Source organism: Paucilactobacillus vaccinostercus DSM 20634 (assembly GCF_001436295.1).
Taxonomy (GTDB): domain Bacteria; phylum Bacillota; class Bacilli; order Lactobacillales; family Lactobacillaceae; genus Paucilactobacillus; species Paucilactobacillus vaccinostercus.
This window is the reverse complement of the sequence record NZ_AYYY01000003.1, coordinates 1-25853: the sequence shown is the minus strand read 5'-3', so window position 1 is coordinate 25853 and position 25853 is coordinate 1. Positions and strand designations below refer to the sequence as shown.

The 25853-nt window shown below is 39.4% G+C and carries 24 protein-coding genes and 1 pseudogene; 14 read left to right on the top strand and 11 right to left on the bottom strand.

Features of this window, described 5'->3' with window-relative positions:
- Nucleotides 1–263: 263 nt before the first annotated feature.
- Nucleotides 264–929, bottom strand: coding sequence for a Crp/Fnr family transcriptional regulator (locus FC26_RS00655; RefSeq protein ID WP_057777124.1), 666 nt, complete (start codon nucleotides 927–929; stop codon nucleotides 264–266).
- 200 nt (nucleotides 930–1129) lie between these two features.
- Between FC26_RS00655 and FC26_RS00650 the strand changes: the two genes are divergently transcribed.
- From FC26_RS00650 to FC26_RS00640, 3 genes are all read left to right on the top strand, one after another.
- Entirely contained in the window at nucleotides 1130–1351 is a 222-nt protein-coding gene (locus FC26_RS00650; RefSeq protein ID WP_024272221.1) for a heavy-metal-associated domain-containing protein, read from the top strand.
- 12 nt (nucleotides 1352–1363) lie between these two features.
- Nucleotides 1364–1918: a Dps family protein gene (locus FC26_RS00645; RefSeq protein WP_057777123.1), complete on the top strand. Its 555-nt coding sequence runs from the start codon at nucleotides 1364–1366 to the stop codon at nucleotides 1916–1918.
- A 128-nt stretch (nucleotides 1919–2046) separates the two neighbouring features.
- Complete coding sequence (locus tag FC26_RS00640) at nucleotides 2047–2250, top strand: hypothetical protein (protein ID WP_003643025.1); 204 nt, start codon at nucleotides 2047–2049, stop codon at nucleotides 2248–2250.
- Nucleotides 2251–2349: 99 nt separating this feature from the next.
- Here the strand turns inward: FC26_RS00640 and FC26_RS00635 are convergent, their stop codons facing one another.
- Both FC26_RS00635 and FC26_RS00630 read right to left on the bottom strand, forming a co-directional pair.
- A complete protein-coding gene (locus FC26_RS00635) occupies nucleotides 2350–2619 on the bottom strand; it encodes a metal-sensitive transcriptional regulator (RefSeq protein WP_057777122.1) in 270 nt (89 codons plus the stop codon).
- Between the two features lie 23 nt (nucleotides 2620–2642).
- Nucleotides 2643–2963, bottom strand: coding sequence for a thioredoxin family protein (locus FC26_RS00630; protein WP_003643543.1), 321 nt, complete (start codon nucleotides 2961–2963; stop codon nucleotides 2643–2645).
- A gap of 545 nt (nucleotides 2964–3508) precedes the next feature.
- On the opposite strand from FC26_RS00630, the gene FC26_RS00625 reads away from it, so the two are divergent.
- On the top strand, nucleotides 3509–4450 hold the full coding sequence (locus FC26_RS00625) for an IS30 family transposase (protein WP_162259961.1): 942 nt from the start codon (nucleotides 3509–3511) through the stop codon (nucleotides 4448–4450).
- A 426-nt stretch (nucleotides 4451–4876) separates the two neighbouring features.
- Here FC26_RS00625 and FC26_RS00620 read toward each other — a convergent pair whose 3' ends face one another.
- A complete protein-coding gene (locus FC26_RS00620) occupies nucleotides 4877–5080 on the bottom strand; it encodes a hypothetical protein (RefSeq protein WP_057777120.1) in 204 nt (67 codons plus the stop codon).
- A gap of 822 nt (nucleotides 5081–5902) precedes the next feature.
- Here FC26_RS00620 and FC26_RS00615 point away from each other — a divergent pair.
- From FC26_RS00615 to FC26_RS12640, 3 genes are all read left to right on the top strand, one after another.
- On the top strand, nucleotides 5903–6721 hold the full coding sequence (locus FC26_RS00615) for an AAA family ATPase (protein ID WP_057777119.1): 819 nt from the start codon (nucleotides 5903–5905) through the stop codon (nucleotides 6719–6721).
- A 4-nt stretch (nucleotides 6722–6725) separates the two neighbouring features.
- Nucleotides 6726–7085: a hypothetical protein gene (locus FC26_RS00610; protein ID WP_010622475.1), complete on the top strand. Its 360-nt coding sequence runs from the start codon at nucleotides 6726–6728 to the stop codon at nucleotides 7083–7085.
- Between the two features lie 567 nt (nucleotides 7086–7652).
- Entirely contained in the window at nucleotides 7653–8510 is an 858-nt protein-coding gene (locus FC26_RS12640) for a hypothetical protein (RefSeq protein ID WP_157060993.1), read from the top strand.
- Here the strand turns inward: FC26_RS12640 and FC26_RS00605 are convergent.
- From FC26_RS00605 to FC26_RS00585, 5 genes and pseudogenes are all read right to left on the bottom strand, one after another.
- A pseudogene (locus FC26_RS00605) lies at nucleotides 8508–11666 on the bottom strand (type I restriction endonuclease subunit R); the annotation flags it as partial. The gene FC26_RS12640 and the pseudogene FC26_RS00605 overlap by 3 nt on opposite strands.
- A 163-nt stretch (nucleotides 11667–11829) precedes the next feature.
- The gene (locus FC26_RS00600) at nucleotides 11830–12198 is read right to left on the bottom strand and encodes a hypothetical protein (RefSeq protein ID WP_057777118.1); all 369 of its coding nucleotides are present in this window, start codon (nucleotides 12196–12198) and stop codon (nucleotides 11830–11832) included.
- Complete coding sequence (locus FC26_RS00595; RefSeq protein WP_020090488.1) at nucleotides 12191–12511, bottom strand: hypothetical protein; 321 nt, start codon at nucleotides 12509–12511, stop codon at nucleotides 12191–12193. Before FC26_RS00595 ends, FC26_RS00600 begins: the two co-directional genes overlap by 8 nt.
- Complete coding sequence (locus FC26_RS00590) at nucleotides 12504–13805, bottom strand: Y-family DNA polymerase (RefSeq protein ID WP_057777117.1); 1302 nt, start codon at nucleotides 13803–13805, stop codon at nucleotides 12504–12506. Before FC26_RS00590 ends, FC26_RS00595 begins: the two co-directional genes overlap by 8 nt.
- Nucleotides 13806–14038: 233 nt before the next feature.
- Entirely contained in the window at nucleotides 14039–14116 is a 78-nt protein-coding gene (locus tag FC26_RS00585; protein ID WP_076661461.1) for a putative holin-like toxin, read from the bottom strand.
- A 293-nt stretch (nucleotides 14117–14409) separates the two neighbouring features.
- Here FC26_RS00585 and FC26_RS00580 point away from each other — a divergent pair, with 293 nt between their 5' ends.
- The 7 genes from FC26_RS00580 (at nucleotide 14410) to FC26_RS00550 (ending at nucleotide 22042) form a co-directional block, all read left to right on the top strand.
- On the top strand, nucleotides 14410–15261 hold the full coding sequence (locus FC26_RS00580) for a DUF5677 domain-containing protein (protein ID WP_057777116.1): 852 nt from the start codon (nucleotides 14410–14412) through the stop codon (nucleotides 15259–15261).
- A gap of 902 nt (nucleotides 15262–16163) precedes the next feature.
- On the top strand, nucleotides 16164–17216 hold the full coding sequence (locus FC26_RS13015) for an AAA family ATPase (RefSeq protein WP_235809449.1): 1053 nt from the start codon (nucleotides 16164–16166) through the stop codon (nucleotides 17214–17216).
- A gap of 4 nt (nucleotides 17217–17220) precedes the next feature.
- Complete coding sequence (locus FC26_RS13010) at nucleotides 17221–18375, top strand: AAA family ATPase (protein WP_235809448.1); 1155 nt, start codon at nucleotides 17221–17223, stop codon at nucleotides 18373–18375.
- Nucleotides 18376–18611: 236 nt separating this feature from the next.
- On the top strand, nucleotides 18612–19196 hold the full coding sequence (locus FC26_RS00565) for a recombinase family protein (protein WP_057777115.1): 585 nt from the start codon (nucleotides 18612–18614) through the stop codon (nucleotides 19194–19196).
- A 48-nt stretch (nucleotides 19197–19244) separates the two neighbouring features.
- Nucleotides 19245–20108 carry an ABC transporter ATP-binding protein gene (locus FC26_RS00560; protein WP_057777114.1) on the top strand — a complete coding sequence of 288 codons (864 nt, stop codon included), beginning with the start codon at nucleotides 19245–19247 and terminating at the stop codon, nucleotides 20106–20108.
- 1 nt (nucleotide 20109) lies between these two features.
- On the top strand, nucleotides 20110–20970 hold the full coding sequence (locus tag FC26_RS00555; RefSeq protein ID WP_057777113.1) for an ABC transporter permease: 861 nt from the start codon (nucleotides 20110–20112) through the stop codon (nucleotides 20968–20970).
- Between the two features lie 301 nt (nucleotides 20971–21271).
- The gene (locus FC26_RS00550; RefSeq protein ID WP_042253656.1) at nucleotides 21272–22042 is read left to right on the top strand and encodes a Cof-type HAD-IIB family hydrolase; all 771 of its coding nucleotides are present in this window, start codon (nucleotides 21272–21274) and stop codon (nucleotides 22040–22042) included.
- A gap of 119 nt (nucleotides 22043–22161) precedes the next feature.
- Here the strand turns inward: FC26_RS00550 and pgmB are convergent, their stop codons facing one another.
- Nucleotides 22162–22833, bottom strand: coding sequence for a beta-phosphoglucomutase (pgmB, locus tag FC26_RS00545; protein ID WP_039098360.1), 672 nt, complete (start codon nucleotides 22831–22833; stop codon nucleotides 22162–22164).
- A gap of 18 nt (nucleotides 22834–22851) precedes the next feature.
- Complete coding sequence (locus FC26_RS00540) at nucleotides 22852–25569, bottom strand: glycoside hydrolase family 65 protein (RefSeq protein ID WP_057777112.1); 2718 nt, start codon at nucleotides 25567–25569, stop codon at nucleotides 22852–22854.
- Nucleotides 25570–25853: the final 284 nt, after the last annotated feature.

Below are 25853 nucleotides of genomic sequence, written 5' to 3'. Positions count from 1 at the left end.
TATCAGGTTATGCTGACAAATTTGTCCAAAAATTCGGATTAAATTTGCAATCTACCATCTTAATAGTCCTGAATCAGTAGCTGATGGGTTGTGAATGTTAATGTAAAGGTCAAGATTACTTCTGAATTATCGGCATGCAGGAGCTGTTAGTGCCTGTAAATCACCTTATGAGGCAGCGTGATGGTTGACGTAAAAGCCCCCGGATGACTAACAGTGATTTCGCTAGTCATCCGGGAGATTAAGGATAATTTAATTAGTAGTCATTATTCAGTTAATAATAGCTGGTCGGCATCGTTAATTTCGATGACCTTGCCAGGCTTTTGCGTAATTAGGCCTTGACGCTCGAATAAGGCGAGCTTACGGCTGATGCTTTCAGGGGTGGTGCCGAGGAACGTCGCCAGGTCCTTTTTCTTTAATGGTAGTTTAAACGTGTCGGTTTTGAGCGCTGCCGCTGTTTCAGTGATATAGTTCGCTAAACGGGCTTCGACGGATTCAGTGGCCGTGCTGGTTGTTTGACGTTCCAGTTGACTGAGACGTTTGCCAAAGACGTTTAAGACGTTGATGCTGATACTGGGATATTTTTGCATCAAGTCTTGAAAGTCTGAACGGCGAATACTGCAAACATCCGTCGGTACTAAGGCTTCACCGAATGAGGTTCGCCGTTGATTTTCAAATAAGGCAGCTTCGCCATCGATATCACCAGTTTGTAATAGGTATAGTAACTGCTCGCGACCATTGGCAGCTAGCTGATAGACTTTAACCTGCCCATTGGCAACAATCATCAGTGAATCCAGTGGATCGTCAGCACCAAATAAGGTGCTGCCGGCTGGATAGTGGTGGTGACGAACGATCGATTCGATGGTGTCTAATTGTTCACTACCGAGTTCGCTAAAAATTGGGACTAACCGCACACATTCATGTTCTGCCATAAGGCCCACCTCCTGAATAAATTCACCCTAACTATAACAGATTTTGCTTGGTAGATAGGGTTTAACGTTTTAAATTTCCTACTGTTTTAATAACTATATTGTAGCGTAAAACTTTTTTGAATTTCTTGACGGCCGTCAAGTTCTGATCAATCAAATCCGGTTATGATAGAACCATCAAATGAACGACACGGAGGTAATTGATTATGAAAATTATTATGCAATTAGGAACGTTGACTTGCCCATCATGCATGACCAAGATCGAAAAGGCCGTTGCTAACCATGACGGCGTTGAGAATGTTAAGGTGCTATTCAATGCCAGCAAGGTAAAGGCTAACTTTGATCCTGAAGTGACGAATGCCGATGATTTGGCACAAGTTGTTACCGGACTTGGTTACGAAGTTGAAAACGTCAAGGTTAAGTAGGAGGAATAAACGATGAGTGAACTAACGATCGACGAACAATACGCAGCGGAATTAAAACAGAGTGACATTGATCACCATGTCCCAACAGCGGGCGCAATGACGAATCACATTTTATCTAACTTAATGGTTGCTTACGTTAAGTTGACCCAAGTGAAGTGGTACGTTAAAGGACCACAATCATTGGCATTGCGGACAGCATATCAACGTTTGTTAGATCAGAATGTCCGTCAGTTTGCTGAATTAGGCGAATTACTCCTAGATGAAAACCAGAAGCCATCTTCCACAACGGCTGAATTAACCAAGTATTCCATGTTGGAAGAAAATGGGGCTTTCAAGTATCAATCTGCTGATGAACTCGTGGCCGCAACAATCAAGGGTTTTGATACGGAAAACCTATTCGTTGACCGGGCTATCAAGCTTGCTGAAAAAGAAACCCGGCCGGCACTGGCGGCTTGGTTAGTTGCTTATCGTGGCAGTAACAATCGCAATATTCGGGAATTACAAGCTTATCTTGGTAACGATGCTCGAACTGGTTTGGAGGAAGAAGATGAGGATGACAACGATTAGGTCGTTGTCGCTGAAGAATTAAACGCTCTGGATAGCGATTGTGTGGGCAAACTATCCAGGGCGTTTTTGCTATTACAACGGGCCTGCGCTATACTAACGACAATTAAATTATATGGGAGGGCCCCGAGATGGCGATTAGCGACATTGTGATGTGGACATTTGTCTTTATTATTGCGACTGGGTTCGTAACGGTGGTTTCAACGGCGGTACTGTTGAAGCGAGCAAAACGAGCGCCCAAGGATGCCGAGCAGTCCCACAGTGATGACGACGATGACTGGAAAAAAGATGATTGGAACCATGATGACTGGAAAAAGGGCGATTGGAAAGATTGACTCGATAAGTTGCCTGACGGATACGGTGCTTAACTGAGTCAACTGGCACTAAAAAGACGGTATAACCAACTGAGATTGGCGACACCGTCTTTTTTGGCGTTATTTGGTTTTTAGCAGTAGATCCAAGGAGTGTTCAAGATTCTGAACATCAGCCGTGGTCATCGCATCTACACAATTATTAATATTACGGGCGATGACGAGTTTCATGGCCTTGTCGATACTTGATTTCACTGCTGAAAGTTGAACTAAGACATCTTCGCAAGGACGATTTTCGTCCATCATACGTAAAACGCTGTCCAGTTGACCAGCCGAGCGTTTCAGCCGGGTCTTGATCTGCTTGTTAGTGACATATTCTTCAGTAGTTGCCATGATTCATGATGCCCCCTTCGTAATTAGGCAAGTGCTTTTTTGAGTTCGGCTTCAAAATCAGGCTTAGGACGTGCTCCGACCATGTGACTGACGACTTGGCCATCTTTCTTAATCAGGAAGGTTGGAATTCCTTGAACTTGGAATTGACTGGCCGTAGCTTGGTCATGGTCAATGTTCAATGAAACGAAGTTGACCTGGTCCTTGTAAGCGGGGTCTTCAGAAAGGGACTTAAGAATTGGGTCCATCATGCGACATGGTGGGCACCAGTCCGCACGAAAATCAATAACGGCGATACCAGTATCTGTTTCTTTGGCAAAATCTTGATCATGTATTTCTTTAATCATTTTAGCTGACTCCTTTAGTAAGTATTTGTCACTAAATAATATACCCCCATAGGTATATATGAGCAAGTGTTCTGCTTCTGGCCGTGGAGGGATTTAAAAAGGACTGATGTATTGGGTGATTAGATAATAACGATTCGTTGTGGAAGCTAGTGGCTCCTGAGAATCCACTAGTTGTGATCGCGAGCATTAACGTTGAAGATCTCATGTTGACGCGAGCGTGTTATACTAGCGCTTCATAATTATACAACCCAGGGTATTTGGTAGAATTATGTTGAATTATTAGAAACCGCTTATTTAAGCAAAGTAAAACGTTGTAGAGTTCATTATAAAACGAAACACAGAGCTTATAAACCCCAATAGGTCAAGAATCTTAATTAAAGAATCCTTTAGTAGCAAGTATTTTAGTGCTTTACAAGGTGTATAACTAATGTATAAAAAGTTATTTTATATAGTTAATTATATCTGTGAGTTTGAAGCTAAATAATCTGTGTTGAAGGAGTTTATTATTGAGATGGTTTTTAAACATTTAAGTGAAGTTGAGCGTGGTGAAATTGAAATTCTGTTGGAAACAGGGGCATACCCAAGCATTCATTGCACATACGTTACATCGTGCTAGAAGTACTATTAGTCTTGAAATTATTCGTAGCCAAGAATTTCAAGATTTTAGGCTATTTTCACCTAAACGTCGTCAGCATTTCTATCGATATAACGCCATGATCGCGGCAGGAAACGCACGTGAGCGTAGTCAGCATATTGGTCGTAAGCCATTAATTACACCAGAATTAAAATTTTTAATCGCAAAGGGATATGAGCACCATTGGTCACCGGACGAAATCATTCACGGTAATCCAAATATTAAAATATGTCGTAACACTATCTATAACTGGATTTTAAGAGGCTGGATTCCTAAAGTTAGCCATAATCAAATTAAGCATTATCATCGGCGTAATAGACGTCGAAAAGAAGCTTTGGAGGAAGCTAACCGACAAATGATCAAGTCAAGATCTATTGATAAAAGACCAAAGGTCATCAACGATCGAAAACGATTTGGCGATTGGAAAATTGACTGTGTATTACCGTCTCGCGAAGGAAAAAAGGTAATCGTAACATTCAACGAACGTTTGTCTCGTTATACTTTCATGGCTTTAGCTGAAGGTCAATCAGGCGAGGCTTTAATGCCCGTTATTGATACTTTTATGGCACTTTACGGGGATACCGTGCGTTCAATTACTTGTGACCATGGAAAAGAGTTTGCGAACACGATCACCATTATGCAAATCGAACAAACATATCGTAAAGAATTATACTTTGCGCATGCATATTCTCCCGAAGAACGCGGTACAAACGAGAACTCAAATGGTTTGATACGTACTTTTTTACCCAAAAAGCATACTTTTGAATCGAAAACTCAAGCCGACATGAAACGCATAGCAAAAGAATTAAACACACGTCCCAAAAAAGTTCTTAATTGGAAGACGTGTGCTTAAGTTTTTGCGACATTTCGAGACCAACGGTCTTAAAATTCGGCTTGTATAATTATTAGAAAACAATGTTTAAGATTTAATTAAGATGTTGCATTTTTACTTGACATGCGCCTACCAATTTCTACTTCACATAATCCGCAGTATTCAAAGCAAACCCCTAACCATTACGGCTAAGGGCTTTTTATTTGGAAAGTTTGTGAAATGAAATTGGTATAGTTTATGTAACACTCTGAAACCTTAATTTAACAGCATTCCGATTTTAGGAAACTTAGTGAAATTTAAACAATGTCATCATTTGAAATCATATTAAAAAGAGCCCTCACGTCACGTGTGAACGACTCTTTTTTGTTAACGATTACTGCTGTTGGATGTAACAACAGCATATCCTACTATTAAATATTTGTAAATGATTTCTTAATTTAATAAATTCTAGTGAAATATATCCATTAATTCTTCGGGTACTCTAGGACAACTTGACACATGATGTGTAAATTCTGACCACAATAATATTAATATGTATTGATCCTTAGCTTCTTCTAGCAACCCTAAATCAACTTCCCATGGAAACTCGGCACCAAAATATTCTTGGCAAAACATCTTTAAGTAATCGTAATTTAATCCTTTAATTTCCATAACTAAGCACTCCTTTTTTGTTGACTTAGTGGTCCACCCCATGCTTGATTGAGAGGTTGGTTGAGCGGTGACGAGCAAGGTTGTACCCTTGTTGACGATTACAAAATATAATCATCGTAGGATACAGCCTTAACCATACTTGACCGATCGGCCGTCTCGCGTATGTATTGTTTAATCCCGTGGGCTGCTGCTATCAAGCATACCGCCACCCCTCACATTTATCGCCCTGCGAGCATTGGTGACGGTAACCGTGCTTTACACACCGATAAACCGCCCTGACCCTTATTGGTGGTCACCACCTCGAACTACCAAGCCACGGGATAAGCCATTATGTAGTTAGTCGGGATTTTATGAGTCCGCCCCCGAGGACGTGTCCATTTAATTGCTAGTCAAAGCGCGCTGTTTGTCTTCAACGCCTTTGATGCTAAGCAACACTGTGTGGTACTGAGTAATGGCTCTAAGCCTTGACATAACAGTGTTTGTAGGGTATCATAGCTTCTGTGGATTGCTACTATTGATTAACTGATTACTTCCAATAATCACTAATCTAATTTTTTGCTTAGTTGCTTAACATCTCTATTTAGTTTTACCACCTTAGCTAATTGGCGTTAGCTAGGGCTTTTTTATTACTATTAAACAAGTCCATTAAACCATACAATAGCAGTACCTGTAAATGGTTTTTTATAAATTTCCCGAAATTTTATAGTTTTCACTATTTCACGAATTAATTATTTCATGAATTAATTATTTCACTATTTCATGGATATTTAGAGAAAGTAGTGTTATGATTTTTGTATCAAGTGTTTAAGGATGTGAAACCACATGACAAAAACCATTGTTACCGGTAATTTTAAGGGAGGAGTTGGCAAGACAACAAACGCTGTTATGATTGCCTACACTCTTGCTAAGCAGGGTAAGAAAACTTTACTAGTTGATTTAGATCCACAGGCAAATGCTACTGATTTACTCTTCTTAACTATGAAAAATGTATTAGGTGTTAAACCTACATTTCAATCAACATTAGAAGTAGCGCTTGAAAGCGGGGACTTAAAACCCGCTTTAGTTGATGTAATGGATAATTTACAAATGCTTCCTTCATATGAAGACTTACAAGACTATGAAAAGTATTTATTCTCTACTTTTGATGATGATTACAGTCAGGATTCTTATTTCAGTAAGTTATTAGCTAAGATTAAGGATAACTACGACTATGTGATTTTAGATGTGCCACCACAATTAAATAAGTATACAGACTCAGCTTTAGTATCTTGTGATTATGTTATTATCGTCCTTCAAACACAACAGCGGTCTTTAAGTGGTGCTAAGACGTATACAGAACACCTCTTACAGATTAAGGAAGACTACAAACTTAACCTTGAACTATTAGGGGTTTTACCAGTGCTTCTACAGAATGGTAATGAGCTAGACCTTGATATACTATCAGATGCTTTAGACTTCTTTGGTAAGCCTAATATGTTTGAGATTCAAATTAAACAGATGGCACGCTTGAAGCGCTTTGATCGAACGGGCATTACTAATAGCCACAGAGTAATTCATGATAGACGTGTACACGCTATTTATGCTGAGGTTGTAAAAGAGATTGAAACACGTATTAAAGTATTTGAGGATGCTAAGGAGTGATTAAATGACTGAACCAAAGCCGGGACTAGGATTGACTTCAACTCTACTAGGTAGAGCTACTAAAACTAAAGCACCTGTTAAAGTTGAACCTGAGCAATCTAAAAAACATGTTAGAACATTACCTGATAACCAGATTTTAATTCAGCCAAGTAGAAAGCTATTAAGGTCTGATCTACCTAAAACAATTACCATTAAAAAGGATACTCATATGGCAATTAAACAGATTGCTTCTGTGGAAGATAAGAAGATATATGATGTTGTCGATGAGATTGTAGAAACCTACATCAAGAATATGTCTGATAGCTCTAAGAAAGTTATCTTAAATGCTGTACGTGAAGTTCAAAAGAATATGACTGATATGTAGGAAGCTAATAGCTCTCTTTTTTTATAGTATTAATTTCATTATTTCCCGAAATAATTATTTCAGCATTTCACGAATTACTTATTTCACTATTTCAGTAAAGTACTAAGAAAGTTCTTAAATTGACCCCATAATAGGATTATTATGGGGTCACAAAGAAAGAAGTTGCTCAATATGACAACTACAGAAACGGATTGGATCAAGCAATTTACAATTACTGAGCTATTAGTAATACAGATTTAATTAATCAAGCTGATAATAATTTTGCATGTAGCGTTGATATGAATCTGGGTAGCATGGTTATTACTGATACAGACACACACAAAGACACCTAATAGTTAACTACTAGGTGTCTTTGTGTATTCTTGTAGTCGTCTTACAGCGTCTTTACAGTCCAGTAATTATATAATATGGTACTACAATCATCTGGACATTATACTAGTCATAGTGGCATAATTATGCTGTTTGAGTGATTTATTATAACTATATGTTTTCATGATTGAAATATTAATTTTAGATGGGGGAAAATGATTATGTTATTTTCGGATAAAATTGGAAGTGGAGAACAAAATGGAAAGTAAAAGGTTGGTTCTGACATCCACAGTAGTATTAAGTTTATTAGTTCTTGGGGGCTGTTCTATCAGCAATAAAAAAAATTCAAGCACAGGTTCTAGCACCGAAAAGGTTACATCTACTTATTATCAGAATATGAGTAAGGCGGACAAGAAGAACACCCAGTTTAAATTTACATTATCTCAGGACGAAACAAAAGATAACACTGCTGACCCAGTCTATATGGTCTCAATGAAAGTCACAAACAAGACTAATAAGGCGATTAAATTCCATAAGGATAAATTTATCTTTGATTCCCCTGAGAAGAAAATTATTTCATCCGGTGATGGCATTTTGAGTGTGCTTCCAGGTAAGTCAAAGACTATTGATCAGATGTTTGACGACGTACCAGAGCAGGGGACATTGGGTGATGGTGTGATCGAATACTTAAACAGTAGCAATAAGCTTGCTTATAGCCAATTTGATAACAATGTAGCTACATCGGCTAATTTAAAGAATAATGATAGTACGAAGAGTACTAGCGAAAATAGTAGTAGCACCATTAGTAGTTCTACGAATTCTAGCTCTACCACTGCTAGCAACTCTTCTACAACCGCACAGAGCACTGCGGCATTAAATGAAAAAGCTGCGGCCAGTACTAGCCCATCAGGTACTCCAGGGGCACACTTAACAGAAGCACAGGCTGCACAAAAGCTACAGAACTGGGCAAATGCTACCGGAGATGGGTCAATGGATGTTAGTTCGTTAACAGTTAGTGAGGGTAGTAATGGATATGGATTCGACGAAGGTGATGGTTTGTCGTGGGGTGTTAATTATGATGGTACTATTCATGCACCCGGAGACCCGGTTCAGTAGATAAATTGCTAAATCGTGTTCAATAAACTGCCGCCAAGCGGCCTGGGACTTAATCCGGTATAGTGGCAAAATAGCTGGAATCTTCGGCCCAGTGGCAGTTTGAGCTTGTAAGGCCGCTGCTAAATTCGCTGACTGCGTTAATTCTTGTTCATGATGCCATTCATCGGTACCCACGGTGTGTTCACGCGCCACCCGCAATAGGGCTGTTTGATCTAAGCCCCACGTGTGGGCGAATACCGACGTTTTTTTGACCAATTGTCTCTGGGCATAATCAGCCACCAACTCCCGAGCATTCAACGCTACTGGCGCTTGATTTGGGGTGCTCTGTTGCTGAGACTGTTGCATTTGTTGCTCAATATAAGGCATGGCTTCGCGAATTAACTGGGCCTGTTGCGGTTGCGTTTCCGCTAATTTATTCAAACTAGCCTGTACTTTGGCACTATTTTGCAGATAATCCGTCATATGCGCTTGGGCTTGATCAGGCGTCGAGTACTGTTGCTGTTCATCAATCCAGTCTTGAATTAATTGCGTCAAATAATCATAGTCCACCAAGACGACTGAGCCAACGGCTAAGGAAAAGTCTAAAGCGGCTAATTCTTCGGGAACTTTTTCGGGCTCTTGGTTAGTAACCGCCGCTTTAATCCGCAGATATTTACCTGTATAGGATTCTACTTCGGGCTGAGCAATACCAAAGGCCTTTTCACTGTTTTTCCAAGTGAAATCGTTGTACATGGATAAGGAATTCAATTGCTGATTCACTTGGCGAAAGGCTTTCACAAACTGTACCTTGGCAGTGGTTCCTTTCAGGTCATCGGCCGCCGTCGGCGTTGGAGCAATGGCTTTTAAATCGACCACAGCCTTTTGAAATTTTAAGACAGCCTGCTGATAAGTGGGACGAATGATGACATTAAAAGAGCCTTCGCCACTATATAACTTGTAAGCTTCACGTTCATTCACTTCCATGATTGCTGGCACCCGAAAGGTCACAATTTGGCCTTCTTGTTTTAATTCCCGGTTTTGGAGCCGGTTGGTGCGTGAGTAGGCTTGAATGAGTTCTTGATAAGCTAAGGTGCGGTCAACAAAGAGCGTGTTTAGCCGAGGGGCATCAAAACCCGTTAATAACCGCCGCACCACAATCACTAGATTAATTTCCTGATCCGGTTGCAAATGAGCAAAGACCGCCTCACGCCGGGCAGCCCGTTTTGCGACATCTTCGTTATAGAGATTCAAATCGGCTAAATCAAAATTAGTGTGATACTGCTGATTATAATCCTTTAAAAGGGTGGCCATTTGGTCATGTTTGTGCGCACTCTGATCTTCGTTTTCACTTAATGAATAAGTAATCGCAATTCGGGGCCAATCAGGATCTAGCTGATTGTGAGTAGTCTTTTTCGCGGCTTTAAAGGCTTGATAATAGCGTTGCGCCATTTCAATGGAACTGGTGGTCAAAATAGCATTGTAGTTGCCATGACCCAAACTCGTTTTACGTGGGCCTTTTTGTAAAATATATTGAACAACTTGGTTAATATGTTCATCAGTCTCAAAGTCAGCCGGAGTTAAATACGTTTCTTCCAGGTCCTTGACTGACATCGCTTGAATCTTGGCTTGAATTTTTGCTTCATCAGCTGTACTCAGCAGGCGGCCTTGCTTATCGCGACGTGCTTTGACGCGCTGGGTTTCTTTCTCGAGGGCCCGGGTTATTAACGTATCTTTGCCAATTGTTGTTACATGTTCGACGTTAAACGGTAACACGGCTTGGTCCTCTAAGGCGTCTCGTAAGTTATAAACGTGACAGACTTTACCAAATAGCTCCTCAGTCGTAACCGCTAGATCACCCTTGAGCTGTTTTTTATTTTCATTAAAGATGGGGGTGCCGGTGTAACCATACCAATTACTATTGACAAACGCGTCCCGAATTTCCTTTTGCATCTTACCAAATTGCGACCGGTGGGCTTCGTCAACAAAGAAGATCACCCGTTGCTTTAAAGTCTTACTAAAGCGGGATTGCTTACCGGTTGCCAGCTGGGCTTGCGTTTTTTTGACCGCCCGATGGAGCTTTTGAATCGAGGTAACCAAGACCTTACCGTCATTTTGTTGCAACTTACGCATTAAATCACCGGTATTTTGCGCTTCGTTAATGGCAATATCATCATTGGCAGCATAGGCACTAAAGTTGCTAGTTGTCTGTTCGTCTAAATCCCGCCGGTCAACTAAAAAGATGACCTTATCGACACCAGGATCTTGCGCAGCTAATTTAGCGGTCTTATATGAGGTGAGTGTTTTACCAGAACCCGTGGTATGCCAAACAAAACCATCCTGATGGTCGTGAATCCGGTGCATCACGGCTTCAATCGCATAAATCTGATAAGGCCGTAAGAGAATTAAGCTTTGCCGCTCTTGGTCGATGACTGTATATTCACTGACCATTTTGTGGGCCATGGGAATATTAAGGACTTGGCGCGTGAACGCTAACCCGTTTTCCACGGGGTGATTATCCCGCGTCCGCCAATTAAACAAAAAAGCTTTATTGAAATGATCCGGTTCGGCATTCGCAAAATACGCCGTACTATCCGGCGTCATAATCACAAACATTTGCAGCAGCGAGTAAATCCCCGTATATTTACCTTCCTGCGCATATTTTTCAATTTGATTAAAAGCCTGGTTAAGTTCGACCGTGGCCTTTTTTAGTTCCAGTTGAATTAAGGGTAACCCATTAATCAATAGGGTTACGTCAAACCGGCGATCAGGATCGACATCCTGAGTACCAGCTAACCGTGGTCGCACTGCTTGTCGGACCACTTCATAACTAGATTTACCGCCAGCGACGTCCGCTTTCCAAAACAACTCGAGTGTCACCGTGCCCAGCTTAGCATCATCACGTTCAACTTCCACTTTGCCAATGCCATTTTCGGCGGCTAGTAATTTAGCCGCTTCGTAAGGTGTCCGGACCTCAATCGCCCGTTTAACCTGATTAAATTCGGTATCAGTTAAAGGGTGTCCCTGCAATTTAGCATAGTTATTGTTATTTAATTTATCGCGAAAATTAGCCCATAATTGATCCGGCGTCGCACCATACAGGTCTTTGCGCTCCACCCATTGATTACTTCCGGTCGTTAAGGTTTTAACAACTTCTTTTTCAAACGACAATTCCAACATAAAAACAGTCCTTCCCCCACTTTTAAATGACCTACTAGTTTATTATACGCGAACCGCTTGGCATTTAGGCTTCATAATTTAATATAGCTAGGATACAAATAAAGCCAAATAGACAAGCATCAAAAAAACGGAAGGCTAATTATTAAGTAACCGTTCCGTCCTTTTATGTTGAAACATTTCGAATTTCTGGTAGTGGGATAAACCGATCAGCGTCAATCACAATATCATTGGCATTGTAACCATGAATCAAGGTGGTGATATCTGGCCAATGACGGTTGTTTTGGTCAACCGTTTTTAATTGAATGGTCACTGGTTGCTGACGCTGATATGCGTCCGCCAATACCTCGGTAATTGTTGCTAAGGATTGTTGCGGTCGTGGAACGTATACTGCATTCAACTGCTGGTTCTGTTGGTTTAATGCGGCAGTATGATCGGATAAATAGAATCCCTGCCATTTCATCATGCCCCGGTCATGGTAATCATGTTCAAAAAAATGCCTAACCGTGGCTAAATCAAATTCTTGATTATTCAAGTGGCACCCGCTTTCGTTGAATCAGCTTTTGGCTTGCCGGCCACCGTTCCCCAGTAAAGCCGACAAATTCGATCGTTAGCTTTATATCTTGTCGTAATGCTTTTAGTAATTTTTCTAAACCAGCTAAATCATAGTGAGCTAATTTATGTAAGGGAACAGATTGCAAGCGCTCATTAGCCCGTTGACTGTTAAAAAACAGATTATAGGTCTGATCGTAGGTGTCATTAGTCAACATTAACCAATAGCGGGTTTGGGGACGCCGCTTAAACAATAAGGTTAACCGCCCCTTAATAATCTCGATATCGCTATTCATAGCTATTGCCTCCATTATGTCCGCCCACTAGTGAAGCCCGCTTGATAGCGGTGCCTCCCTTTAATAAACTGGTCGCGTAAACTAGTTTGGTGAACCCAAATTGCCGGTGAATTTCATCAATCACCTGGTTTAACCGGCTACGGCGAATTTGGTTACGCGGTGTTTCAAATAAATTAAGTTGTTGGCCGGAATTGGCACTTAGTTTACTGCTATAAACACCAATATTCCGGACAGCTTGACCGTCCCAATTCTGACGGAATAACCACAATAATTGTTGCGTCAAAACTTGATTGTCATTAGTTGGTTCAATTTTTAAAGCCTGGTTAAAGCCACCGCGACCATCTGCTTCAGCTGCGACATAGGAAAACCCAATGCTTAGCGATAGACACCCCGCCAGTTTATGGTGGTGCCGAAGCCGCGCCGCCACCTGTTCCCCAATTTCTTTAATGACGGTTTCAATTTCGACTTGGTTAAAATAATCCCGTGGTAGCACTTGTGAATTACCCAGGCTAGCTTCTTTAACCTTAGTTGGTTCCGTAACTTGCGCGCGATCAATTCCCCAGGCCGTAGCAAATAACTGGCTACCAATGACGCCAAGCTGCTGTTTGAGTAAATAAGGGTTGGTATGGGCTAGGTCATACATATTGTGAATGTGAAGGCGGTTCAAACGTTTCGCCATACGGGGGCCAATCCCCCAAACGTCCGTTAGTTCAGTAATTGACCAAATTTTATCCGGCACAGTTTCGTAATGGATTTCACCGATCAATTCATGATTATGTTTAGCGTAAAGGTCTAAGGCTAATTTAGCTTGCACCGGATTGTCACCAATTCCCACGGTGGTATACAAGCCTAGCTTTTGCCGAACTGTCTTTTGAATCAAGCGTGCCACTTCGCGAACGGAATTACCAAACAGCCGCCAAGTATAGGTCATATCAAGAATGCTTTCATCAATCGAATACGGCCAAACCTCTTGTTCAGTGGTAAATTGATGAAAGATCTGATTGATCTGCAAATTACGTTGAATATAAAGGTTCATGCGCGGTGGCACGACCCACAACCTGGGGTCATTGGGTAAGTCACGTTTACGGGAGACGTTGGCTTTAAGATGAAATAAGTGCTTAGCTTCGGGTGACGTGGCTAAAATGAGCCCGCCATTAGTATTTTCAGCTTCGCTAAGGACCACTAACGGGACTTTTAAGGGATTAAGCCCCCGGGCAACGGCTTCGCAACTAGCATAAAAGGACTTGTTATCGATTAAGAAGAACACGCCATGCGGTTCATCATCAAAAAACATTTAGATCACTTCCGTTAGCTTTTACCTGTATTGTAGCATATAAAGCGAACACATGTTCCCTAAAAACTGGCAGAAAGTTGATTAAAAATAGTCGAAAGTCCATTATAGTCATGCTATAATGTAGACAGAAAAAGGAAGCCCCGCGTGAACAGGGCTTCCCATGTAGAGCCGTTTAAGACGGTGGCATTAATTAACGACTTAAAATAACCGCTAGCTGTGCCAAGCTAAGGCGGTTATTTTTTTTGCTGACTTTTGATCAGCTCAACAATTAATGCGATTAAGGCCACGATAAAAGTACCGAAAGCCAGCATTAATTGTAAAGCGTCCGACACGGACACCTAGGCTACTCCTTTCGTTAGGATTTATGGGCTTTAAAGGTTTAACACCATAAGCACCACCTCCGATTGGAAATAGCCACCGCCTTAACTTCTCTACAAGATACTATTATACAGGCAGACTAGCATCTTAACCACGTTTAAAATAAAAGAACCAGCGAGATTTTATTGGTATCGTGATTCAAATATAACTTATAAAATAGTGGTAAGATTGACTAAAAGAAAAACAATAGTTACTAATTGATATTAGCAGATAAAGGGGTGCTTCTTTGATAGATACCACAAAAATTATTTCCAAAAGGGCAGAATCTAATATAAATAAAATAGCAGAAGAGCTTAAAAGTCAGGGAAAACTAGAAGAATACGACTTATTGGTTTTACTTGTTAAATATATGGTTGATTTATATTGTTTTGAAGTAAATAATTATCCAAAAAACCGATCTATTCCTCAAATAATTAGTCGTACAATTATGGAAACTTACTTTTATGTTCTTTATTTGACTAAAAGTGAGGATAATAAGGCAACATATGAAATTAAAAAAGAGGCTTACAATTTAATTGCACGGAGAGACGAGGTTAAAAAGCTTATAAATGCTTTGTTTAATTCTCAATTGATTAATACAAATAATCCTAAAGACGTGATACAAAGGAACAAAGCAATAGAACTAGCAAAAAAATCCGACACACAAGAAGGGGAATTAGAAAGACAAAAAGACAATATCAACGATAAGATTAAAGAATTCTTTGATAACAATTCCATCAGTATTAGCCCTAAGGGCTTTAAAGATTTTTATAATGTTAGCAAAGATACGAATGGAAATTACTTGCATGGTTTACAAAACTTAGCTATATATGTTAATGAGGGGGAACGTTACAATCTCCTTATGCATCAGACTTCGAAAAGAGTACATGCAACTAATGTTTACCAAGAATATGATGTATCAAATATGGCTCCTAAAAACAATCCAGACGACAATATACCAATATTTATTAGTACGCTCTTTGTTGGGAATGCTCTCAAATCTATAACTGACTTTTGCAATATAAAATCGTTATTTGATAAAAACCTAGGAAGGTACGTAGATAAACTTAAGCATGAAATTCAAATTGAACATAGATGAACAAATGAAACGATAGTATCCTTCCTCAACGTCCGCTAGTGTATGTTGTGACAATTTGCTTTTCTTACCTAGTGGCTGGTGAAAGCTTATGCATATCTTGACACATCAGTATTTGAACATGATCACTTACAAGTTTTGGTGTAAGGCTATTCGTCAATTTAACAACTTTTCTCGCACTTTGTAGGCTTGAGCATAAACAAGATAGAATTTGAGATCATCTTATCTAAAATTTCATATTTTTTAGAGGAGAAACAAATACTAATTCATCAGCATTCTATGTTTATGTCTGTCTTGGGTTCAAGGGTTTACACGGTTTCTTGGATCAATACTCGAAAAATATGCAGCTTTCACCAGCCACTACCTAGGTCACTAAATATTTCACAGGAACATTCTTGATTTTCTTTAAATAGTGTGGATACACTTTCTAAGCAAGTGGGGTCACTTAGTGATTTCAATATTTGAGTAAGGGTTAGTGTGCCGATGCCAGCGTTAGTAAAAATAGTACTTGTCACCTTCTTGTTACTTCCCATTAAGATTATTTTTCGATGATGCTGTAGTTGAGGGAGCTAATGGGGTTGTTGCTAATAATCCAACTAAGATTACTAGTTTCTTTGAGAACCTTTTTTAAGGATAATCAGGAACTACGCCATTTATATTGTATCAGTCCTAATAGTGATGATTACGAAACTGAATGGGGTGTTGCCAGTTGCAAAAAAGATGGCAAATTGTTCGTATTTCACGGTTTTGATAGATATAAGTTTAATCAACAAAATAAAATAAGCTTTCTAAAAGTTGAAATTAGAAAGTGGAAGAGCAGCCATTAAGTATACTCAATTTGAGCAAAAGTGAATTTGCGCTAAATGTGAGCTGAAAGTTTGAGACATTTTCTGGGAGAGATTATTTTGAATGAACTAAATATTGATTTGACTAAGCAAAAATTTACGGATGGAATTCAGATTTTCAAAGACGATCATGTTTCACTAAAACACAAAAATTTTATTTTTGCACGAAATGGCTCTGGAAAGTCCACTTTTGCTTCACTTTTGAAGGAACAATGTTCTCCAAATCTCGATGTTCGAGTATTTGCCGGTTTTGATACTGTATTGGGTGAAAATGAGAAGTTGAATGCATTTTCGCTTTCGATAAATGCTGGTGAGAACGAACTTGCAATTAAGCAGAAAGAAACGGAGATTCAAGCAAAGCAAAATGAGTTAAAGCGGGTCACTAGTGAGATTGATGACTCGGACATACATAATCTGAAAGCAAAAAAGGCGGCGGCGGAAGCAGCAGTCCAAAAAAATAATACTGCTATTGACAAGTTCTATTCGGACTCAGCTGCATACATCAAAAAGAGAACTCAGCCGCAAATATCTAAGACGACCTATAATAAGAGTGACTTTAAGAAGGAAATTTCCCACGCTGCGGCGCTCCAAGAGATTGATGTTACTCAGTTAAAGAAGACGCTTGAAACCGAGGAACTATTCGTTAATACTGTCGAATGGAAGCACGTTAACTATTCAGCATATCTGAAAAGTACAAATGAAATTCTCAAGAGTAAAGTTGAGGAGAAAAACCGTATTAAACGGCTTCAAAATAATCAGCAAAGGATTAATTTTGCTGAAGAAGGCATGCGAATTCATAAACATCAGAGCGGAGAGATTTGCGCATTTTGTGGAAACGCTATTTCCGAAGAAACCTTTCAAGAACTCGAATCATACTTTAGTGCTGATGAAGTGGCAGTATTGAGAAACCGAATTGTTGAGGGTAAGAAAAAAGTAAGTCAATTATCAAGCTTAATTATAAGCATGAAATGGACTCAGGCAGCATTTTATCCGGAATATCAGGAAACGGCTGGGAATATTTGGGATGATTTAGTTGCACATAAAAAGATAATATTATCATTTTGTGACGCTTTGGAAGACGCACTAGAATCCAAAGAAAAAAAATTTATTTAGCGAGTTGGACGAATTAGACATAGAAGTTCCAGAAGATTTTGATTTTTCGAGTTACAATTCGTTGGTGAAGAATAATAAGGAGTATGGAGCATCACTCGCAACAAAAAAAAGGGAGGCACAAGAAAAGCTCCGATATAACATGATTTACAAATTACTTGGTCAGTTCAAATATGATGTGAAATATGCGCAGATGAACGATGTAAGAAAAATATTTAAAAATGTCAAAGAAGAGTTTGACAAAAAAGTAGGACAGCAAGCAGACCTTGAAGCGGACATTCAGAATTTGAATGATCAAATTGATGCTTTGAAGCCGAAAGCCGAGGTACAGGCAATTAAAAACATCAACAAACGTTTACAAGGAGTTGTTCCATGGCAGTTAACTTACACAGAAAATGAAGAGACTGGTTATTACCAGGTTTCACAAACTGTAGGTAAAAAAAGCACACTACGCGGAGTGAAAGAGTTATCCACTGGTGAAAAAAATGTAATTGCACTATTATATTTTTTAGAGAAACTAGGGGAGACAACCATACAAACATCTACGTCTCCAAAGTTAATAATTTTTGATGACCCAATGAATTCGAACGACTCTGATATGCAATATTTAATTATTACGGAAATGCAGAAACTTTATCAAGGGAAGCAAAGAGAACGCTTTGATCACCAAAAAGACTTCATTGTAATCATGACTCATAATATTCATTTTTACTTAAACGTTCCTCCGCATGGGGCATTTGAAGACAAGAAAGGCAAGACAAAATATGATAAGAGTGACTTTTATCATTTGCGGCAAGGGTCATTCGTTCAGATTACTGATGCGAAGCGGGATATGCAGACAAATTATGATGCACTCTGGATAGAACTTGGTGATTTGGCAAAACATGGGTATACAAATTCCATGCTTAACTCAATGCGTCGAATTATTGAGACGTACATCGAGTTTACGGGAATTAAGCAGGATGAATTTTATCGGAATAATGAGCAGTATCTCAAACTATTCAATGTTAATTCTCATTCAGCCATTGACGAGTTTTCTGCACAATCCTTTACCGAGAGCGCAGATGAGTTGGTATCAATCTTTCATCGGATTTTTGCGGATAATCACGCTGAAGCTCATTTCACAGCACACTGGAAAAACGATAATGCAGTAAAGCATTAGTTCTCAATATTTATTTTGATAGTAGCACGTACATCGCTCTGCAATTTCTCTCATATCATCGTTTCGCCAAGCATACATTTGAATGAACAATATCTTTAATTAAAAACAGAGCTGCATTTTATTATTACAGCCAAAGCAACTGGCCACTAGGGTATACCCTATTGGCCTTTTTTGATTCTGTGCTATACTAGGAATTACAAATGTTCATTAGAACTGTCCAAAAGGAAGTGCTGACAATGGCTAAAATTGGTTATGCTCGTGTGAGTTCCAAAGAGCAACATTTAGATCGACAGCTAGCGGCCTTAAAAGGCGTTGATAAATTATTTACGGATAAATTAAGTGGAGCTAACACTAATCGGCCAGAACTGCAAAAAATGCTGGCCTATATTCGTGAGGGAGATATTGTCCTGGTCACTGAATTAGATCGCTTAGGCAGAAACAACCATGATTTGACTAAGATTATGAACTCCATTCAAAATAAGGGTGCCACCCTAGATGTGTTGAATTTACCGTCCATGACAGGGATTGCTGACCCTAACTTGCGTCAACTGATGACCAACCTCATTATTGAACTGTATAAGTATCAGGCTGAAAGTGAACGGAAGCGGATCATTGAACGCCAGCAACAAGGCATTGCCCTGGCTAAGCAACAAGGCAAATATCATGGTCGGAAGCCTCAATATGCCAAAGATGATCCCCGCTTACAACATGCATTTAAGCTTTATCAGGCGGGCATGAGTGATGTAGATGTGTCCCGTAATACCGGGATTAAGCGAACGACCTTTATCAGATATCGAAAGAAGTTCGATATAAAAAGATGAGATTTATATGCGATAATTACGTTATACTAGTTTAGAGAGGGTGACATAATGATCATTCAAACAAGGGAACTTACTAAAACTTATCAATCAAAAGTAGTGGTTGACCATATTGATTTAGCAATCAAAGAAGGAAGCTTAACCGCGCTACTAGGACCCAATGGCGCTGGCAAAACAACCACTATATCGATGCTCACAAAGATATTAAATCCAACCAGTGGAATGATCAAGATGAAACCAGACATAAAGATTAGCATGGTATTTCAACAGAGTATTTTAGATAATGATTTGACAGTTATGGAAAATTTGAGTATTCGAAATAAACTTTATAAAGAAGCCAAATCTAATCATATTGATGCTTTGATTCAGAAAATCGGGTTAACTGAATTTATTAATCAAAAATACGGCCGACTTTCTGGTGGGCAACGGCGACGAGTTGATATAGCAAGAGCTCTACTTAATCAACCTGATATTATTTTTTTGGATGAGCCAACTACGGGTTTGGATATCCAAACCCGCTCGGCAATTTGGAAATTGTTGCATTCATTGCAAAGTCAAAATAATTTAACCATTATTTTGACAACACACTATCTTGAAGAAGCAGACAATGCAGATGAGGTTTATATTATTGATCATGGCAAAATAATTGCCAGCGGATCCGCTGATGAAATTAAAACACAAAACTCTAGCAGTAAACTCGTGATTGTTTCTGAACAAGCTGATCAATTAATGGCATTGATACCAAGTAAAATAATTCATACGCAGATTAATCATAAAACCATTTGTTTAACGGCTAATTCTGACGAAGCACTCTCATTATTATTAAATTTTCGTAGTTTCATTAAAACGTTCACTTATCAAGAGGGGACGATGGATGATGCTTTTTTGTCATTAACCGGAAGGAAGATGCGTTGATATGATTACTTTAACAAGGAGAAATCTACTGTTGTATTTCCGCAATCGCCCCGGAGTATTCTTTTCATTATTGGGAGCAATGATTTCATTTCTCTTATATATTGTCTTTCTAAAAAAGTCAATGATAAGTAGCTGGAAAACTGTCCCTAATTCTCACCAATTACTTGATTTTTGGTTGATTGGAGGGACTTTATCAGTGACTGCCATCACAACCACCCTTACCTCACTTGGACAATTAGTAAAAGATAAAGAACGCAAGGTTATTAAAGATTTTTGTTTAACAGACCTTTCTCATTTTGAAATCACCATGAGCTATATGTTAAGTGCCGCTTTGATTGGCTTTATTATGCAAATAGTTATGTTCGCACTGATGATAGGATACTTTTCAATCACAGATAACTTGACCATGCCATGGGAGTCGCTACCAGCTGTAATTTGCGTTGCTCTTTTTAGCTCTTTACTAGCAGTTGTAATTAATATGATGTTTATCCAGTTTATTAGTCGCTTTGATTCCTTGAACGCTATAGGAACAATTGTTGGCACGGCCTCTGGCTTTTTAGTGGGTACCTATATTCCAATTGGTATTCTTCCTAACTTTGCGCAGTTACTTATCAAATTAACTCCGGGTGCATATGTAGCAGCCATTTATCGACAAATACTTATGGCAGATAAATTAAAAACCGCTTTTCATGGTCAGCAAAGCCATTTTGAAAAAACGATGGGGATTAAGTTAGAGTGGCATCATTTATTAACTGGAATGCAATCGACTGTGCTCCTTACCATAGTTTTTTTATTAGGAATAGCAGTTTTACTAATTGTTGACTTAATTCGAAGCAAGGAAAATGTGAGAACGGTTGATTGAGATAGCAAATATGATGAAACAAGTAGACCAATGTTTTGTGATTATTGATTAAGCATTCCAAGTAAATTGCGAGGGATCAATAATGCCTATAAAAATCCGATTAAATTGGAATCTGCCTTAATTGCATCGACACTCAGTCACATTACGATATTGGCCTAGCCAATAAACTATGCTGGATAAAATTGATTTTGGTTAATTTTTATTATTCCCGAATTGTCAAAAGTCAAAGTCAGGCGAAATTTTCAGGGAGCAGTAGATTAAGTAGTACAATGTAGATATCGAGTTAAATGGAGGAAATTCAATGTATAAAGCGGTTGTTTTTTTTGATCTAGATGGCACACTATTTGATAATCAAAAGAATGTTTCTGATGACAACATTGCAGCAATTAATCAGTTACGAGAGAACAATATTCTCCCTGTAATTTCAACTGGCCGAAATATTTTTGAAATTCAATATGTGATTGACGCTACCGGTATCAATTCATTAGTCAGTGCGAACGGTAGTTATGTTCAATATCAAGGGAAAAAGCTAAAGGCTGAGCAAATTAGTGATGAGGTGATTGAAGAGATTTTAGCATTTGCCAAAAAGCAGGGCGATGTGATTTCATTCTATAACAATGAAGAATTTGCCTTAACAGCTGAAAATGACTTAACTAAAGTTAACTATCGGCTGTTAAGATTGACGCCGCACGTTGAGCCGGACTTTTACAAGACTCATGAAGTCAATTTCTTGAACGTTTTTAATTATGATAAAGATAAACTGTATCAGGATGAATTCAAGGGTGAATTGTCATTGGTTAGAAATAATCCTCGCTGTTTAGATACGATGAAGTGGGGGGTATCGAAGCAAACTGGCATTCAAGCACTCTTGAAGAAAGCGCAATTAGGGGACATTCCGTCCTATGCTTTCGGAGATCAGCTGAATGATTTGCAAATGTTTGCTGAAGTGGATTACCCAGTCGCAATGGGTAATGGTCACCCAGATGTGAAAGCCAAAGCATCATTCGTCACTACTTCAAATGTGAATGGCGGAATTGTGAATGGGCTGAAGCATTACGGGTTAATCAAATAACTTACGACATGCAATCATTTAAGGGCTTCACCCTGAAATCCTCGTTTTGGATTTTGGGATGAAGCCCTTAAATGATGGGATTAAAGCATCAATTGTCCCAGTTTTCCAAATGGATTGAATTAGTCCATCTGTTTTTTAATGTTAGCCAAGGTCATTTCACTGGTATCAGTAAAGTTCACATCTGCATCCTTCAAAATTGTCTTGTCACCAATTCCAATGGAGGTTTCCCCAGCGGCGTTAATTGATTCAACTCCAGCGGCAGCATCTTCGACTCCAATGCATTGTTCTGGTTTCAAATTGATCAGTTCGGCACCTTTGAGGTAAATTTCTGGATCTGGTTTGCCTTTGCTCAAAGTTTTTGGATCCACAATCTTTGGAAAATAATCAGTCAATTGTAGCTTCTTCAAAACAGTAGGAGCATTTTTTGATGCAGAAGCTAATGATAACAGATAACCACCATCTTTAATTTCATCCAGGAATTCTTTAATCCCCGGAAGAATATTAGCTGGAGTCATTTTGTCAACCAACTTCAAGTAGTTTGTATTTTTTTCCGTTGCAAGATCAACCTTCTGATCGTCAGTATAGTGGTCTTGTAGATTACCTGCTTTTAAAATCATTTCAAGAGAATCCATCCGGCTGATTCCCTTTAATCCGTCTTCAAGTTCTTTGGACCATGGGGCACCCACCTTGTCAGCAACTTGATGCCAAGCTTGGCTGTGGAAAACCGAAGTATCCGTAATTACACCGTCGAGATCGAAGACAAAACCTTTAATATCTGAAAACTTTGCCATTGTATTTCACTCCTAATCTTATTTGTAAGTAATAACAGTTGGCTTGTTCTTGGATAATGAATAACCCTTGTCACCAACCTTGATGTGACTGCTCGAATCGGCAGTCACATTGATTTTATGATGACCGATTTCAAAATTGTACGTGATGCCTTGATACGTTTGCTTAAATGATACCTTACTCCAAGTGGTTGGAAGGTGCGGGTTGATGGAAACCTCGTCGGTGTCAAACCGAACCCCGCCGTAACACTTGGTTTCAATTTCAAGCGTAGCACCCATGACGCCAAGGTGAATACCTTCAGCAGTGGTCCCACCTTGGATATCATAGTAATCGGAGAACAAGGCGGTTGAGAACAATTGCCAGGATTGATCCATATTGCCATCCATTTCATCCAGAACTGAATAAACAATTCGTGAAAGGGTGGATCCGTGAGTCGTTCGATCAAGGTAAAATCTTAAATTGGTGGTAAAGTAGTTGGCGGGCAACTTGTAACCAAGCCGGGTAATGACGTTTTGAACTTCATCAAATGGTAATTCGTAATAAGCCATCAAAGTGTCGGCTTGTTTGGCAACTTGATAGGAATCAGGTGACTTACCTTCACCCTTTAACAGTCGATCAATTCGCGATATATCACCGTATTTCTTCCGGTAAGAATCAAAGTTGAGCTTGGAAAGATTGAAGTAACCGGAAAATTGACCAATGATGCCTTCTTCGTTGATATCGAGACGAAGTTTGTGGGCAATATCACTCATTTGATCAAGTAAACTATTGTCTGTTTGGGCTTTTTCATTGGCAGATTTGATTATCTTAGGATCTTCATGACTCATCAGCTCTGCGACTTTATCAAATAACCAAGAAACCATGATATTGGTATAAGCATTATTAGTGAGTCCGTGATCATCAGAGTTTGGATATTCTTCGTGGAATTCATCTGGTCCCATGACGTGATGAATATCGTAACGATCATCTTTTTTATCGTAGCTTGCCATGCTGACCCAGAACTTGCAAATTGACAATAACATTTCTAATCCGTAGTTCTTCATGAATTCGGTATCACCTGTTAGATGAACATAATTAATGACATCGTAGGCAACTGACAGTGAAACGTGACGTTGCAAGCGACTGTTATCCGGATCCCATTCACCACTAACCGGGTTCAAGTGAACAAATTGAGATTGTTCATCCCCATACATCCCTGACTGCCAAGGATACATTGCCCCTTGCTTGTCTTCCGAGGCGGCGTATTTGCGCGCTTCACCGATTCGATTATAGCGATATAACAAGCACTGTTTAGCAATTGCTGGGTAATGAATAGCATAAAACGGTAGATCAAAGGTGACATCCCAGAAGATGTGGCCTCGATAAGCTTCACCGTGCAAGCCACGAGCGCCGACTGAGGAATCTAATTGACCAGAAGCCAAGGCGGCACTTGTCACAAGCATATGGTAGATGTTAACCCGCGTCAGTTTTTGGCTGGTCATATCATTATCAATTTGGATATCTGAATTCTGCCAAACGTTGCTCCAGAACTTTTGACTGTCGGCGAGGGTGTCATTGAACGAAGAAGCGTTCAGTTCCTTTTGGGCGGGTTGTTCCAAGTTGGCATCCTGAGTTTGGCTGGTAAATACTGTGACACATTTTTCAAATACATACGGTTTCTCAGGTTCTACTTGGATATCCAATTTTTGCTGGATTTGTTTATCTTCAGTTTCAGCTAAAATTAACTTGGTGGTATCGATATCTTTGCTAGAAAGCTTAGAATTAATCACAAAGTTAACGTGGGACGTCTTGGTTTGACCGGTTAACGAAATCTGGTTATCGTGGGTAACCATGCCAATGACGTCGATATGGTGTTGATCGAAATCCTGATAGCGCTCAACATTGCCATTAATAACAGTCCCGTCAATTTTTGAATAGAGTTGAATGCTCCCAGAAAAGTTGATTGGTTTTAATTCATACTTGATGGAATAACGATGCCAATTTGTCATATTGGCAACTTTGGTAGCCCGAACTTGCAAAATGTGGCCAGTTGATAATTGAATATGCAAGGTGGTTGTTAAAACACCGGTTCGCAAATTTAGGCTTCGATAAATATCTTGAATATCTTCTTTTTTAATTTCAAACGGTTGTTGATGATCCACCCCAAAACTGATGTATTGAGCATTGGGGAGGTTTACTAGATCTTCGTTGACAACATCCCGACCGTTAATTTTGGTTGTGAGTTGATTGTAGACACCAGCAACGTACATCCCAGGGTAATTATCCTGGTTGGCGTTCGCTTCGACATACGCACCCCGCAGGCCAAAGTAGCCGTTACCGATTGTCAGCATGGCCTCTTGCCCATAGTTACGCTTGCCGCTGTACTCACCATAATAATCAAGGTGCCACTTCAAATATTCCTGTTTTTCTGCCACTGCTTTTTCCAAACCAACATCTTGAACCTTATGCAGGTTAACGACCGGAATATTCATCATGTTGGCAATTGCTAGGCCAATATCGATCTTTTGATGATTAATACCGATGATCGTGTCAGAGAATTCATAGTTCAATGAATTCTCAATAATTGCTGCATCAATTGGCAACCCAGTGAGGGCAGCCTTAATGTTCTCAAGATTATCGCCAATTGAAAATTTGGGGTTGTAGGTGATCATAAACTTCCTAAAAGGGGGCTTATTGGAATTCTCTGAATAATTGATTTCCATGACCCCATCACGAGCCCTTATCGCAAACGTTCTCATAACAAAACCTCTTCTCAAGTATTTCCATTTGTGAAAATCATCTATAAGTTAATTCTAGTTCAAATATCCGGTAATCGCAATTAATTGGGGGTTTGAAAGCAATTTGAGCAAGCCGGCTGTTTTCATTTTTGCTGATTTTCGAGTAGATCTTTGATTTCTGAAAGCAGGACTTCCTTGCGATCAACACTGGCGGTTTTGGGCTATTTTTTAACTATCCGATTAATGATTTTGGATTGAAGTCAATATTTGAGACAGGTTTTAAGAGACATTCAGAACCGCGTTTA

Coding starts and splice junctions, on each gene's coding strand:
- FC26_RS00595 (WP_020090488.1), bottom strand. CDS start 12,511: ATGAATAGCGATATCGAGATTATTAAGGGGCGGTTAACCTTATTGTTT.
- FC26_RS12640 (WP_157060993.1), top strand. CDS start 7,653: ATGGAAAGTAAAAGGTTGGTTCTGACATCCACAGTAGTATTAAGTTTA.
- FC26_RS00560 (WP_057777114.1), top strand. CDS start 19,245: ATGATCATTCAAACAAGGGAACTTACTAAAACTTATCAATCAAAAGTA.
- FC26_RS00620 (WP_057777120.1), bottom strand. CDS start 5,080: ATGGAAATTAAAGGATTAAATTACGATTACTTAAAGATGTTTTGCCAA.
- FC26_RS00550 (WP_042253656.1), top strand. CDS start 21,272: ATGTATAAAGCGGTTGTTTTTTTTGATCTAGATGGCACACTATTTGAT.
- FC26_RS00590 (WP_057777117.1), bottom strand. CDS start 13,805: ATGTTTTTTGATGATGAACCGCATGGCGTGTTCTTCTTAATCGATAAC.
- FC26_RS00610 (WP_010622475.1), top strand. CDS start 6,726: ATGACTGAACCAAAGCCGGGACTAGGATTGACTTCAACTCTACTAGGT.
- FC26_RS00635 (WP_057777122.1), bottom strand. CDS start 2,619: ATGGCAACTACTGAAGAATATGTCACTAACAAGCAGATCAAGACCCGG.
- FC26_RS00640 (WP_003643025.1), top strand. CDS start 2,047: ATGGCGATTAGCGACATTGTGATGTGGACATTTGTCTTTATTATTGCG.
- FC26_RS00630 (WP_003643543.1), bottom strand. CDS start 2,963: ATGATTAAAGAAATACATGATCAAGATTTTGCCAAAGAAACAGATACT.
- pgmB (WP_039098360.1), bottom strand. CDS start 22,833: ATGGCAAAGTTTTCAGATATTAAAGGTTTTGTCTTCGATCTCGACGGT.
- FC26_RS00565 (WP_057777115.1), top strand. CDS start 18,612: ATGGCTAAAATTGGTTATGCTCGTGTGAGTTCCAAAGAGCAACATTTA.
- FC26_RS00585 (WP_076661461.1), bottom strand. CDS start 14,116: ATGCTGGCTTTCGGTACTTTTATCGTGGCCTTAATCGCATTAATTGTT.
- FC26_RS00555 (WP_057777113.1), top strand. CDS start 20,110: ATGATTACTTTAACAAGGAGAAATCTACTGTTGTATTTCCGCAATCGC.
- FC26_RS00645 (WP_057777123.1), top strand. CDS start 1,364: ATGAGTGAACTAACGATCGACGAACAATACGCAGCGGAATTAAAACAG.
- FC26_RS00540 (WP_057777112.1), bottom strand. CDS start 25,569: ATGAGAACGTTTGCGATAAGGGCTCGTGATGGGGTCATGGAAATCAAT.
- FC26_RS00655 (WP_057777124.1), bottom strand. CDS start 929: ATGGCAGAACATGAATGTGTGCGGTTAGTCCCAATTTTTAGCGAACTC.
- FC26_RS00615 (WP_057777119.1), top strand. CDS start 5,903: ATGACAAAAACCATTGTTACCGGTAATTTTAAGGGAGGAGTTGGCAAG.